Annotated in this window: 15 protein-coding genes; 6 read left to right on the top strand and 9 right to left on the bottom strand. The window is 67.8% G+C overall.

The features are described from left to right. Positions 1-9: 9 nt before the first annotated feature. From ruvC to K2Y03_RS03055, 6 genes are all read right to left on the bottom strand, one after another. Positions 10-519: a crossover junction endodeoxyribonuclease RuvC gene (ruvC, locus tag K2Y03_RS03080; RefSeq protein ID WP_294088176.1), complete on the bottom strand. Its 510-nt coding sequence runs from the start codon at positions 517-519 to the stop codon at positions 10-12. Then, positions 516-911 (bottom strand): nuclear transport factor 2 family protein, encoded by a 396-nt coding sequence (locus K2Y03_RS03075; RefSeq protein WP_294088175.1) that lies wholly within the window; start codon positions 909-911, stop codon positions 516-518. The genes ruvC and K2Y03_RS03075 overlap by 4 nt, the downstream gene beginning before the upstream one ends. 30 nt (positions 912-941) lie before the next feature. Continuing rightward, positions 942-1,685, bottom strand: a complete 744-nt coding sequence (locus K2Y03_RS03070) for a YebC/PmpR family DNA-binding transcriptional regulator (protein WP_294088173.1) — start codon at positions 1,683-1,685, stop codon at positions 942-944. A gap of 71 nt (positions 1,686-1,756) precedes the next feature. Beyond that, a complete protein-coding gene (locus K2Y03_RS03065; RefSeq protein ID WP_294088171.1) occupies positions 1,757-1,996 on the bottom strand; it encodes a DUF2312 domain-containing protein in 240 nt (79 codons plus the stop codon). Between the two features lie 78 nt (positions 1,997-2,074). Continuing rightward, positions 2,075-3,427 (bottom strand): amidohydrolase family protein, encoded by a 1,353-nt coding sequence (locus K2Y03_RS03060; protein ID WP_294088169.1) that lies wholly within the window; start codon positions 3,425-3,427, stop codon positions 2,075-2,077. A gap of 129 nt (positions 3,428-3,556) precedes the next feature. Next, positions 3,557-3,850, bottom strand: a complete 294-nt coding sequence (locus K2Y03_RS03055) for a DUF1244 domain-containing protein (protein ID WP_294088167.1) — start codon at positions 3,848-3,850, stop codon at positions 3,557-3,559. Between the two features lie 62 nt (positions 3,851-3,912). On the opposite strand from K2Y03_RS03055, the gene pyk reads away from it, so the two are divergent. After that, positions 3,913-5,370, top strand: a complete 1,458-nt coding sequence (gene pyk / locus K2Y03_RS03050; protein ID WP_294088165.1) for a pyruvate kinase — start codon at positions 3,913-3,915, stop codon at positions 5,368-5,370. Here the strand turns inward: pyk and K2Y03_RS03045 are convergent. Continuing rightward, positions 5,358-5,993 carry an HAD family phosphatase gene (locus K2Y03_RS03045; protein ID WP_294088163.1) on the bottom strand — a complete coding sequence of 212 codons (636 nt, stop codon included), beginning with the start codon at positions 5,991-5,993 and terminating at the stop codon, positions 5,358-5,360. The genes pyk and K2Y03_RS03045 overlap by 13 nt on opposite strands. 4 nt (positions 5,994-5,997) lie before the next feature. Further along, positions 5,998-6,123 (bottom strand): type B 50S ribosomal protein L36, encoded by a 126-nt coding sequence (gene ykgO / locus K2Y03_RS03040; RefSeq protein WP_003046794.1) that lies wholly within the window; start codon positions 6,121-6,123, stop codon positions 5,998-6,000. A 149-nt stretch (positions 6,124-6,272) separates the two neighbouring features. Between ykgO and K2Y03_RS03035 the strand changes: the two genes are divergently transcribed. Genes K2Y03_RS03035 through K2Y03_RS03015 form a run of 5 tightly spaced genes read left to right on the top strand, consistent with a single transcriptional unit; the run spans position 6,273 to position 10,278 of the window. Beyond that, positions 6,273-6,854 (top strand): DUF4136 domain-containing protein, encoded by a 582-nt coding sequence (locus tag K2Y03_RS03035; protein ID WP_294088160.1) that lies wholly within the window; start codon positions 6,273-6,275, stop codon positions 6,852-6,854. Continuing rightward, positions 6,851-7,969, top strand: coding sequence for a M14-type cytosolic carboxypeptidase (locus K2Y03_RS03030; protein WP_294088158.1), 1,119 nt, complete (start codon positions 6,851-6,853; stop codon positions 7,967-7,969). The genes K2Y03_RS03035 and K2Y03_RS03030 overlap by 4 nt, the downstream gene beginning before the upstream one ends. A 34-nt stretch (positions 7,970-8,003) precedes the next feature. Further along, positions 8,004-8,690, top strand: coding sequence for a 2,3-diphosphoglycerate-dependent phosphoglycerate mutase (gene gpmA, locus K2Y03_RS03025; protein WP_294088157.1), 687 nt, complete (start codon positions 8,004-8,006; stop codon positions 8,688-8,690). A gap of 47 nt (positions 8,691-8,737) precedes the next feature. Continuing rightward, complete coding sequence (gene purE, locus K2Y03_RS03020; RefSeq protein WP_294088156.1) at positions 8,738-9,217, top strand: 5-(carboxyamino)imidazole ribonucleotide mutase; 480 nt, start codon at positions 8,738-8,740, stop codon at positions 9,215-9,217. Further along, positions 9,217-10,278 carry a 5-(carboxyamino)imidazole ribonucleotide synthase gene (locus K2Y03_RS03015; RefSeq protein WP_294088154.1) on the top strand — a complete coding sequence of 354 codons (1,062 nt, stop codon included), beginning with the start codon at positions 9,217-9,219 and terminating at the stop codon, positions 10,276-10,278. Before purE ends, K2Y03_RS03015 begins: the two co-directional genes overlap by 1 nt. 63 nt (positions 10,279-10,341) lie before the next feature. On the opposite strand, the gene K2Y03_RS03010 is transcribed toward K2Y03_RS03015, so the two are convergent. Next, positions 10,342-11,946, bottom strand: a 1,605-nt coding sequence (locus K2Y03_RS03010; protein WP_294088151.1) for a DUF885 family protein, incomplete at its 5' end; no start/stop codon positions are given.

Genomic DNA, 11,946 nt, shown 5'->3' with positions numbered 1-11,946 from the left:
GGTCGCCCTCTAGCGCAGCACGCGCGCGGTGGCGAGGTGGTGCGCGTGACAAATCGCGACCGCCAGCGCATCGGCGGCATCCGCCCCGGCAATCGCCGCGCCGGGCAGCAGCCGCGCAACCATCGCATGGACCTGCGCCTTGTCGGCCGCGCCCGTGCCGACAATCGCCTTCTTCACCAGCCGCGCGGCATATTCGCCCACGTCCAGCCCGGCGCGCGCGGCGGCACACAAAGCAACGCCGCGCGCCTGGCCCAGCTTCAGCGTCGATTGCGGGTTGGCGTTGACGAACACCTCCTCCACCGCCGCGCCGTCGGGCGCGTGGTCGGCAATCAGCGCGGCGAGCATCGCGTCGAGATGGGCAAGCCGCCGGGCAAGTGGCGCGGCGCTGTCGGTCTTCAGCTGGCCATTGCCCAGGTGCGACAGCCGGTTGCCCTCGGCCCGGATCAGCCCCCAGCCGGTGGTGCCGAGCCCCGGATCGATGCCGAGGATGATCGCGCCCGTGCGGCCGCCCCCGGTCACGCCGTGCCGATCAGCCGGTCGATCGCGGGCTGATCGCCGTCATAGACCCAGCATTCGGCCAGCCGGTCATCGGCCACCGCATAAACGAGCACGCGCTCCACCTCGATCGCGGCAGCGCCCTGGCCCAGCCGCTCGCGCGCGATCACCGCGCCGCGCGTCTCGCCGGCCATCACCGAGACGATGCCGACCAGCTGGCGCGGCACCCGGCGCGAAAATTCAGCGAGCACGCCCAGCGCTGCGGCCTTGCCGACATGCGTGCCCGACAGCGCATTGCTGCCGGCATAATGCAGCGTGAAATCATCATGATAGCAGGCGATGACGGCGCCCACATCGCCCGCCTGCCACGCCGCCACATACTGATCGAGCACTGCGCGGATCGCTGCCTGTGTCATGCCGCTTCGCCCTTTCGCCGGTGCCGGGCATCAGCCCAGCTTGTCCATCACTTCGTCGGGCACTTCGTAATTGCCCCACACCTGCTGCACATCGTCGTCATCGTCGAGCGTGTCGATCAGCTTGAACAGCTGGGTCGCCTCGTCGAGCCCGACCGAGACCATCGTCGCCGGGCGCCAGGCGAGCTTGGCGCCTTCGGGCTCGCCGAGCACCGGGGTCAGCGCGCGCGTCACTTCATGGAGTGCATCGTTCGAGGTCCAGATTTCATGGCCGTCCTCGCTCGACGTCACATCTTCCGCGCCAGCCTCGAGCGCGGCCTCGAATATCTTTTCCGCGTCCCCCACGCCGGCCGGATAGGTGATGAGGCCCATGCGCGAAAAGCCGTGGCTGACCGAGCCCGACGCGCCCAGATTGCCGCCATTTTTCGAAACGGCGGTGCGCACATTGGTCGCGGTGCGGTTGCGATTGTCGGTCAGCGCCTCGATGATCAGGCTCACGCCGCCGGGGCCGAAGCCTTCGTAGCGGACTTCCTCGTAATTATCGCCCTCGCCCTTCGACGCCTTGTCGATCGCGCGGGCGATATTGTCCTTGGGCATCGACTGCGCCTTGGCCGCGTTCACCGCCGCGCGCAGCCGGGGGTTCATGTCCGGATCGGGGGTGCCCATCTTCGCGGCCACGGTGATTTCGCGGCTGAGCTTTGAAAACATCGCCGAGCGCTTTTTGTCCTGCGCGCCCTTGCGATGCATGATGTTCTTGAATTTCGAATGACCTGCCATCTCAACCCCGCAAAGTGACGCTTTGCGCGCACCCCATAAGGTGGTCGCCGTTCGCGCTCAACACCAGCCGCTCAGGCCAGGCCCAGCGCCGCCTTGTACGTGTCGAGCAGGGCTTCGGCCTCCTGACGGACATGCTTTTCCATTTTGCGCAGGCGGACGATCTGGCGCATCGTCTTGGCGTCATAGCCCGTCGCCTTGGCCTCGGCATAGACGTCGCGGATATCGTCCGCCATCGCCTTCTTCTCTTCCTCCAGCCGCTCGATCCGCTCGATGAACAAACGCAGCTGGTCTGCGGCAATATTGTCGCTCATGTCATGCTCCAAACTCGGTGAGCGGCGGGGCTTAGGCGATTGCGCGCCCGCGCTCAACCGGGGGTTTGGCGGGCGGCGTCACGGTGCCGGGAAGGGCTGGCGCTTGCCGGCAAGCTTGGCGACAAAACCGCGCCGCATCACGAAATCGACGCGCTCCAATCTGGTCACGTCGGCCAGCGGGTCCCCCTCCACCGCAATGATGTCGGCCGCCTTGCCAGCCTCGATCGTGCCGATCTGGTCGCGCCGGCCAAGCAGCTCGGCCGCGTCGACCGTGGCCGCGCGAATGGCGGCCATCGGCGTCATCCCCGCTTTCACCATCAGCGCAAATTCACGGGCATTTTCGCCATGCTTGGAAACGCCGGTGTCGGTACCGAAGGCAATGCGCACGCCGGCGGCAATGGCGCGCTTGTGGCTTTCAAAGGCGGCGGCCGCCGCGCTTTCCGCCTTGGGAATGGTGGCAGCGGGCAGCACCCCGGCGCGCGCCTGGGCAAGCGCGGTGACGGGGGCGATCATCGTCGGCACCAGCCAGGCGCCCTTGGCCTTGAACAGCCGCGCGGTCTCATCGTCGATGAAGCTGCCATGCTCGATCGAATCAACGCCGGCTTCGAGCGCGGTGTCGATCCCTTCCTTGGCATGGGCGTGCGCGGTTACCTTGCGGCCAAAGGCGTGCGCGGTATCGACGATTGCCTTCATTTCCTCCGCCGTCATCTGCCGGCCGATGCCGCCGGCAACGTTGGAGAGAACGCCGCCCGTTGCCGCGAACTTAATGACCTGCGCGCCCAGCGAAATCTGCTGGCGGACGGCGCGGCGGCAATCATCGGGGCCGTCGCACACATTGATCTGGTGGGGGTGAATCGCGTCGGCAAATTCCTCGGCCAGGCCATTGGTGCCGTCGCCATGCCCGCCGGTGACGGAGAGCATGCGGCCGGCATTGACGATGGTCGGCCCCAATATCTGCCCGGCGTTGATCGCGTCGCGAAGCGCGCGGATGCCGCGCTCGTCGCTGCCCAGGTCGCGCACGGTGGTGAAGCCGGCCTCCAGGTCGGCGCGCACATTCATCTGCGCCTCGACCATGTCGTCAAAACCGTCGCGGTTGATGCGCGTCATCTGCGCGCGCAGCGGATCGCCGCGCAGGCCCCAGCTATGGACGTGCATGTCGACAAGGCCGGGCAGCACGAACCGGTCCTTCAGGTCAATGAGCGTCGCGCCGGCCTCGGGCGCGACAAAGCCGTCGCGCACCTCCACCACCTTGCCGTCGCGCACGATGATCGTGGCGCGCATGCGCGGCGGCTGGCCCGGCCGGTCGAGCAGGCGGCCGGCATGGATATAGAGCGTGCGCCCCGCGACCGGGGCCGGCGGGGGTGCGGCCTGCTGCGCGGCAAGCGGCGGCGCGGCAACCGCGATCAGCAACGCGGCGATCAGCTTCCTCATGGTGCAGTCCCCCCCAAATCTATCAGTGCCGGCTTGAAGCTGGTGCCGGTTCAGCTAGCTCCACAGGACTCTAGCCAAGCGCCACAAGGGGTCAACTTAGGGGGGCACCGTACAGGGTCACCTTGGCAGTCAAGGGTTCCGCGCAACGCTTTCGGCCATGCGGGCAAGCTGTTCCGGGGTGGCTTCGCGCTGATGCGCGGCCTTCCAGCTGGCATAATCCTGGCCATAGACCAGGCCGCGCCCTTCCTCGCGGCTGAGGCCCGCTGCCTCGGCCAGCCAGTCGCCCAGGCAGTTGCGGCAGAACCCCGCCAGCCCCATCAGATCGACATTCTGCGCATCGGTGCGGTGCTGAAGATGGCGCACCAGCCGGCGGAATGCGGCGGCCGCAGCGGCATCGCCAACAGTATCTACGTCATAGTCCACGAAGCAATCTCCTTGAGTGGGGCGAGATAGGCATTAGACGTGGCCCGAACCAAGGAGCCAGGATGACGAAAGCAATCGCCCCCCGTCTGCGCAAGGTGCGCGTGCTGGCCACGCTCGGCCCGGCCAGCAGCAGCCCGGCGATGATCGAAAAGCTCGCCCGCGCCGGCGCCGATGCCTTCCGCATCAACATGAGCCATGGCGACCAGGCGAGCAAGATTCCGCTGATCGAGGCGATCCGGGGGCTGGAACGCAAGACCGGCCGGCCGATGACCATCCTGGCTGACCTGCAGGGCCCCAAGCTGCGGGTCGGCCGCTTTGCCGAGGGGAGCACGGAGCTGGTGGTCGGTGCGCGCTTCGTCCTCGACCGCGACTCGACGCCGGGCGATGCGACCCGCGTCGAGCTGCCCCACCGCGAGATTTTCGACGGGGTCCGCATCGGCGCCCGGCTGCTGCTCGACGATGGCAAGCTGGTGCTGCGCGTGGTGGACCATGACGCGGGGCGGATCGAGACGGTGGTCGATGTCGGCGGCAAGCTGTCGAACAACAAGGGGCTGAACGTGCCCGACGTCATCCTGCCGATGACCGCGCTGACCGCGAAGGACCGCAGCGACCTGGCCTTCGCGCTCGACCAGAAGGTCGACTGGATCGCACTGAGCTTCGTGCAGCGGCCCGACGACCTGGCCGAGGCGCGCCGGCTGATCCAGGGCCGCGCCGCCCTCCTCGCCAAGATCGAGAAACCCGCCGCGCTCGACCGGCTGGAAGAAATTGTCGAGCAGTGCGACGCGGTGATGGTGGCGCGCGGCGATCTGGGCGTCGAGCTGCCGCCGCAATCGGTGCCGCCCCTGCAGAAGCGCATCGTCGAAGTCGCCCGGCGCCAGGGGCGGCCGGTGGTGGTGGCAACCCAGATGCTCGAATCGATGATCACCGCGCCCACCCCCACCCGCGCCGAAGTGTCCGACGTGGCGACCGCGGTTTATGATGGCGCCGATGCGATCATGCTGTCGGCGGAAAGCGCCGCCGGTGCCTGGCCGGCCGAATCGGTGGCCATGATGAACGCGATCGCCGAAGCCGTTGAGGCCGACCCGATGCACGCCGAGCGCGTGCACTTCACTATCACCCGGCCCGACCCGACCACCGCCGACGCGCTGGCAGAGGCCGCCAAGTCGATCGCCAAGACGGTGTCGGCCAGCGCGATCATCTGCTTCACCACATCGGGTTCCACGGCGCGGCGGATCGCGCGAGAGCGCCCCTCGGTGCCGCTGCTCGTGCTCACCCCGAACATGGATACCGCGCGCCGGCTGGGCCTGCTGTGGGGCGCGCATGCCGTCCATACGCGCGACGTCGAATCGTTCGAGGAAATGGTCGCCAAGGCCAAGCGCATGGCGCTGCGCCATGGCATTGCCAAGGCCGGCGACCGGGTGATCGTGATGGCGGGGGTGCCGTTCCGCACGCCGGGCTCGACCAATGTGCTGCACGTCGTGCGCATCATCGGTGACGAGCTGAAAAACTATGCCGGCTGATCGACCCGGCTGAGCAGCCCCAGCCGCGCCAGATCGGCGCGCAGCGTGGCACTGTCGGTGAACAGATGGCCGATGATGCCCAGCGCCTCGGCAGCGGCGACATTGTCGGCTCGGTCGTCGATGAAGATCGCATCGCCGGCGGCAAAGCCAAAGCGGTTCAGCGCGAGCGTGTAGATGGCCGGGTCTGGCTTCACCAGCCGCTCGTCGCCGGAGACGACGATGTCGCGGAACCGGTCGAACAGCGCTGCCTCGCGAGCGCGGAACGGCGGCCAGAATTCATGGCTGAAATTGGTGATCGCAAACAGCGGCACGCCGGCCTCGTCAAGCTCGACGACCAACGCTTCCATCCCTGGCAGCGTCGATCCCAGCTGGTCGTTGAAGCGCGGACCCCACGCCGCGATCAGCGCGGCATGCTCGGGAAAGCGCGCAGCAAGCTCGGCCGAGGTTTCGGCAAAGTCGCGCCCCGCATCATGCTGGAAATGCCATTCCTTGGTGCACACATCGCGCAGAAATGCGTCGAGCGCCCGATCATCATCGATCAGGCGCTCATACAGGAACCGCGGGTTCCAGTCATACAGGACGTTGCCGACATCGAAGATGACGGCGACCGGACCACCGGCCACGCGTTCAGCCCTGGCGGGCCTTGAACCGGCGGTTGGTCTTGTTGATCACATAGGTACGGCCGCGACGACGGATGACGCGGTTGTCCCGGTGCCGGTCCTTGAGCGACTTGAGGCTATTGCGGATCTTCATGATCGATTCGCTTCCAATGCTGGGCTTAAATCTGGAAAGGCGGCGCTGGTATCAGCCGGGTGCACAAAGTCAAGCAAAAGCGCGTCGCCTTGGGCCGCAAAACTGCTATCACAGCGCTTGCGGGGCCATGGCATGGTGGGAGTGTGACGATGCGAGCTTTGGTTCTGTTGGGCATGGTGGTGCTGGCCGGCTGCGCGACAAACGCGCCGGTGCGGGTGACGCGCTTTCACCTCAACACCCCGATCGAGCGGGTGGGCGTTGCCGCGCTGCCCATGCCGGGCGCGGGCAGCGATAGCGCCGGCCTCGAAACCCAGTTTTACGCACGCGCGATCGAACAGGCGCTGGCGACACAGGGCTTTGCCACTGTGGCACCCGGCGGCACGCCGGGGCTGCTCGCCAATTTCAAGATCAACCGCACCGTGCGCTCACTGGGGGTGGCGCAGGCGCCGGTCAGCGTCGGCATTGGCGGCGGCAGCTTCGGGCGCGGCTTTGGCGGCGGCGGCAGCGTCGCCTTTCCGGTCGGCCGTGCGCGCGAGCGCGAAGCCTATGTCACCGAGCTGTTCGTCCAGCTGAAACGCCCGACCGGCGAAGTGGTGTGGGAAGGCCGCGCCCAGAGCCAGGCCGAAATCGGCTCCAAGGCGGCCAATCCCGCCGATGTTGCCCAGAAACTGGCCAATGCGCTGTTCCAGGGGTTTCCGGGGCAATCGGGGCAGACTATCAGCGTGCCATGACGATCAGCATCACGAGCGCGTTCGACAGCGGCAATATCCGCGTCGTGCGCATCGACGAGGACGGCGCCGATCTGGAGATCGTGCCCGACCATCTGTCCGACTTCTACCAATGGTTCCATTTCCGGGTGAGCGGCGCACAAGGGCGCCGGTTGCGCTTCAGGATTCTGAACGCCGCCGGTGCTGCCTATCCGCTGGGCTGGCCGGGGTACCGCGCGCGGGTGAGCCATGACCGCACCGACTGGCGGCTCACCGAAGCCAGCTATGCCGATGGCGTGCTCGAAATCGTGCATGCAGCGGAGCATCCACTGCTGTGGTTCGCCTATTTCGCGCCTTATTCGAGCGAGCGGCACGAGGCGCTGATCGCGCGCTATGCGGCCACCCCCGGCTTTACCCATCGCGAGCTGGGCCGGACGCTGGATGGCCGGCCGATCGACGCCCTGACCGTGGGGCACGGCGCGAAGCCGGTGTGGCTCTATGCCCGCCAGCACCCCGGCGAGACGATGGCCGAATATTGGATGGAAGGGGCGCTCGAGCGCCTGGCCGATGCCGACGATCCGGTCACCGCCGCGCTGCTGTCCAAGGCGACCTGCCACCTGGTGCCCAACATGAACCCCGATGGCAGCGCGCGGGGCCATCTGCGCACCAATGCCGCCGGCGTGAACCTGAACCGCGAATGGGCAAATCCCACTGCCGAGCGCAGCCCCGAAGTGCTGTGCGTGCGCAATGCGATGGACGAAACCGGCGTCGCCTTTGCCATCGATGCGCATGGCGACGAGGCGATCCCGGCCAATTTCATCGCCGGGTTCGAAGGCATCCCCGGCTGGACCGACGAACAGGGCGCCAAATTCTATCGTTACCGCGATGCGCTTGCCGCGCGCACGCCCGATTTCCAGACCCGGCTCGGCTATGCCCCGTCAGCACCCGGCAAGGCCAATCTGGCCATGTCGACCAACCAGCTCGCCGAACGCTATGGCGCGATTTCGATGACGCTGGAAATGCCGTTCAAGGACCATGATCCCAATCCCGACCATGGCCATGGCTGGCACCCGGCGCGCTGCCGCCAGCTGGCGCATGCCTGCCTGGAAACGCTCGCCGAGCAGATCGACACGCTCTGACCGCTCCACCCAAGCCTGAAAGACCTGAGAAGACATGCCCACGCTTGTGCTCATCCGCCATGGCCAGTCCGCCTGGAACCTGGAAAACCGCTTCACCGGCTGGTGGGACGTGAATTTGACTGAGCAGGGCGTCGCCGAGGCGCGCGCCGCCGGCGCGCTGATGGCGGCCAGGGGGCTGGACTTCGATCAGTGCTTCACCTCGCTCCAGACGCGGGCGATCAAGACGCTCAACCTGGCGCTGGAGGAAATGGGGCGGCTGTGGCTGCCGGTCGAAAAGGACTGGCGGCTGAACGAGCGCCATTATGGCGGGCTAACCGGGCTCGACAAGGCGGAGACCGCCGCAAGGCACGGCGATGAGCAGGTGAAGATCTGGCGGCGCAGCTTCGACGTGCCGCCGCCGCCGATCGCGGCGGACTCGCCCTATGATCCCGCGAGCGACCGGCGCTATGCCGGCATCGCGGTACCGGCGACGGAGAGCCTGAAGGACACCATCGCCCGCGTGCTGCCCTATTGGCAGGCGCGCATCGCCCCGGCGCTGCTGGCGGGGCAGCGCGTGCTGATCGCCGCGCACGGCAATTCGCTGCGCGCGCTCGAAAAGCATCTGTCGGGCATTTCGGATGCCGACATCACCGGCCTCGAAATCCCGACCGGCCAGCCGATCGTCTATCAGCTCGACGACCAGCTGCGCGCCACCGAGCGCTATTATCTGAGCGAGCGTTGATCGACCGCCCGGTTGCCCTTGCCGGCCCGAGCCGCTAACCCCGCGCGATGGCACCGCTGGTCGGCATCATCATGGGCAGCACTTCCGATTGGGAGACGATGCGCCATGCCGCCGAACTGCTCGACACGCTGGGCGTGCCGCATGAGGCAAAGGTCGTCTCCGCCCATCGCACGCCCGACCGGCTCTATGACTATGCGCGCGGCGCCGCCGGGCGCGGGCTGAAGGTGATCATCGCCGGTGCCGGCGGCGCCGCGCACCTGCCCGGCATGGCGGCCGCGATGACGCATCTGCCGGTGCTGGGCGTGCCGGTTCAGTCCAAGGCATTGGACGGCATGGACAGCCTGCTCTCGATCGTTCAGATGCCCGGCGGCATTCCCGTTGGCACGCTGGCCATCGGCAAGCCCGGCGCCAAGAACGCCGCGCTGCTGGCGGCCGCGATCCTGGCGCTGGGCGACCCCGCCCTTTCCGACCGGCTTCAGGCCTGGCGCGCGGCCCAGACCGACAGCGTGGCGGAAGATCCCGCCTGATGCTGGCCCCCGGCGCGACCATCGGCATTCTGGGCGGGGGGCAGCTGGGGCGCATGCTGGGGATCGCGGCGGCGCAGCTGGGCTATCGCGTGCAGGTGCTGGCGCCGGACGAGGAAAGCGTGGCGGCGCAGACGGCTTCCGCCTTCATCCGCGCCGATTATCACAGCCATATCGTGCTCGACGATTTCGCCGCCGCCTGTGACGTGGTCACCTATGAGTTCGAGAATATCGCGCTCGACCCGATCGAGTATCTGGCCGGCAAGGTGCCGGTGCACCCCTGCCCCCGGGCGCTGGGCATCGCGCAGGACCGCGCGGCAGAGAAAAGCTTTGTCGGCGCGCTGGGCGGCCGCACCGCGCCCTGGCACCGGGTCGATTCAGCCGACGATCTGCGCGCGGCAGCGGCGGCCATTGGCGGGCCGGCGATCCTGAAGACGCGCCAGCTGGGCTATGACGGGAAGGGCCAGGCGCGGATGGCCGGGCCGGATGAGGCGGACGCCGCCTGGGCCGCAATCGGCGCGCGCCCCGCGATTCTGGAAGGCCTGGTCGACTTCGCCCATGAATTCTCGATCCTGCTCACGCGCGGGGCTGACGGCGCCATGGTGAGCTATCCGCCGCCGCACAATGAGCATGCGAACGGCATTCTGGCGCGCTCCACCGTGCCGGCCCCGGCCGAGGTTGCGCTGCAATGGACCGAGGCGGCAGCGCTTGCCGGCCGCATCGCCGAGGCGCTGGACTATGTCGGCGTGCTGGCCTGCGAATTCTTCGTCGGCGCCGATGGGCCGGTGTTCAACGAGATGGCGCCGCGCGTCCACAATTCGGGGCACTGGACGATCGAAGGCGCGGTGACCAGCCAGTTCGAAAACCACATCCGCGCGATCTGCGGCCTGCCGCTGGGCGACACCGGCATCACCGCGCGGCGCATCGTGATGGACAATCTGATCGGCGATCAGGCGCTGGAGTGGCTGCCGCTGCTGTCGGTGCCGGACACGCACCTGCACCTCTATGGCAAGGGCCTGCGCCCCGGCCGCAAGATGGGCCATGTCACCCGGCTGGACCGGTAGGTTGGGGTTTCAGCTTTAGCTGAAACGGTTGCGGGAGCGGGCCGGAACCGCACAAAAACGACCCTAACCCGCGGCCTGCGCGATCCAGGCGCGGCCGACCTGGCGCAGAATGTCGAGCGGCACGCGGCCTGTGCCCAGCACCGCCTCGTGGAAATCGGCAAGCGCGAATTTGCCGCCCAGCCGCGCCTTGGCCTCCTCGCGCAGCTGCACGAACACCGAATGCCCGATCTTGTAGCTGCACGCCTGGCCGGGAATGGCGCAGTAACGGTCCACCTCGCGCCGGGCGAAGCCGGGCGCTTCGCCCTCGCCATCGACGAAGCGGGCAATCGCCCGGTCACGCGTCCAGCGATAATGGTGGATGCCGGTATCGACGACGCAGCGATTGGCGCGGAACAGCTGGAATTTCAGATAGCCCAGCCGGCCCAGCGGATCGTCATCATACATGCCCAGCTCATCCGCCAGCTGTTCGGCATAGAGCGCCCAACCCTCGCCATAGCCGGAGAAACCGCCGGTCTTGCGGATGAGCGGCAGGTCGCCGTTCGACAGCGCCAGCCCGCCCTCGAACTGATGGCCCGGCAGCCCTTCGTGATAGACCGTCGTCGCCAGGCAGAATTTGGGCCACTCGGCCGCGTCGCGCAGGTTGAAATAGACGAGTCCTGGCCGCTTGCCGTCCAGCGAGGGCGGCTGGGCAAAGGCCGACGCAGCGCCCGCCTCATTTTCCACCGGGACCCGGCGCACCTCGAAATTATAGGCCGGCGCCCGCTTGAACGCGCGCCCCAGCCGCGTCGCGATCGCCGCCAGCCGTTCATTGCAATAGGCAATCGCCTGGCGCTTGCCCGCATCGGTATCGGGATAGAGCTGGCTCGGGTCCTTGTAGAGCGCGGCCATGCGCGCGCCGACGCTGCCCTTGGTCATCCCTTGCGCCTTCAGCAGCGCGTCGAGCCGGGCGCTGATCTCGGCGGCCTGGTCGAGCCCGAACTTGTGCACTTCCTCGGGCGACATGGTGACGGTGGTCGTGCCGGTCAGCGCGACGCGGTAAAAGGCGTCGCCCTGCGGAATCTTCCACACCCCCGCATCGGCGGTTGCCTTGCGCCGCAGCTCCTTGACCAGCGCGCGCTGGCGGTCGAGCGCGGGCAGCACGCGCGCGGCATAGAGCGCGGCGGCATCGCGGCCATAGCGATCGGCCAGCCCCTTGGCGGCGGCGCGCGTCTGCAGCGAGGTGACGACGGTGGCGCGCTCGGCCGGCACGGCGAGCTTGTCCATCTGGTCGATCGTTGCATCAAGCAGGAAATCGGGCGGCAGGATGCCCTTGGCCGATTGCTCCTTCAGGTCGGCGGTGTTGGCGTCGAGCTGGTCGGCATAGGCCGCGAGCCGCGCCAGATAGGCCTCGGCATCGGCCGCTGTCTCGACCGGGTGCTTGGTGTCGAGAAAGCTCGGCGTCGACTGATAGGCGCCGGTCAGCTGGCTGACGACATAGGGCGAGCGGCTGTACGAGCTGCCGCCGAAATCAAACTGCTGCGCCTCTGCCGCGCGGCGGCGGGTGTAGAGCACGACATCATAGTTGAGCCGGTCGCGGGCGCTAAGCGTGGTGACCGGGAACGCCTCCAGCTGGGCGATCTGGCGCTGGGTGAGCGCGCGCGCGGCAGCGCGGCCGGCCGGCCCCTCGTC

The sequence above is a fragment of the Sphingomonas sp. genome (genome assembly GCF_019746015.1).
Classification (GTDB): Bacteria; Pseudomonadota; Alphaproteobacteria; order Sphingomonadales; family Sphingomonadaceae; genus Sphingomonas.
This window is presented reverse-complemented; position numbering and strand designations above follow the sequence as displayed.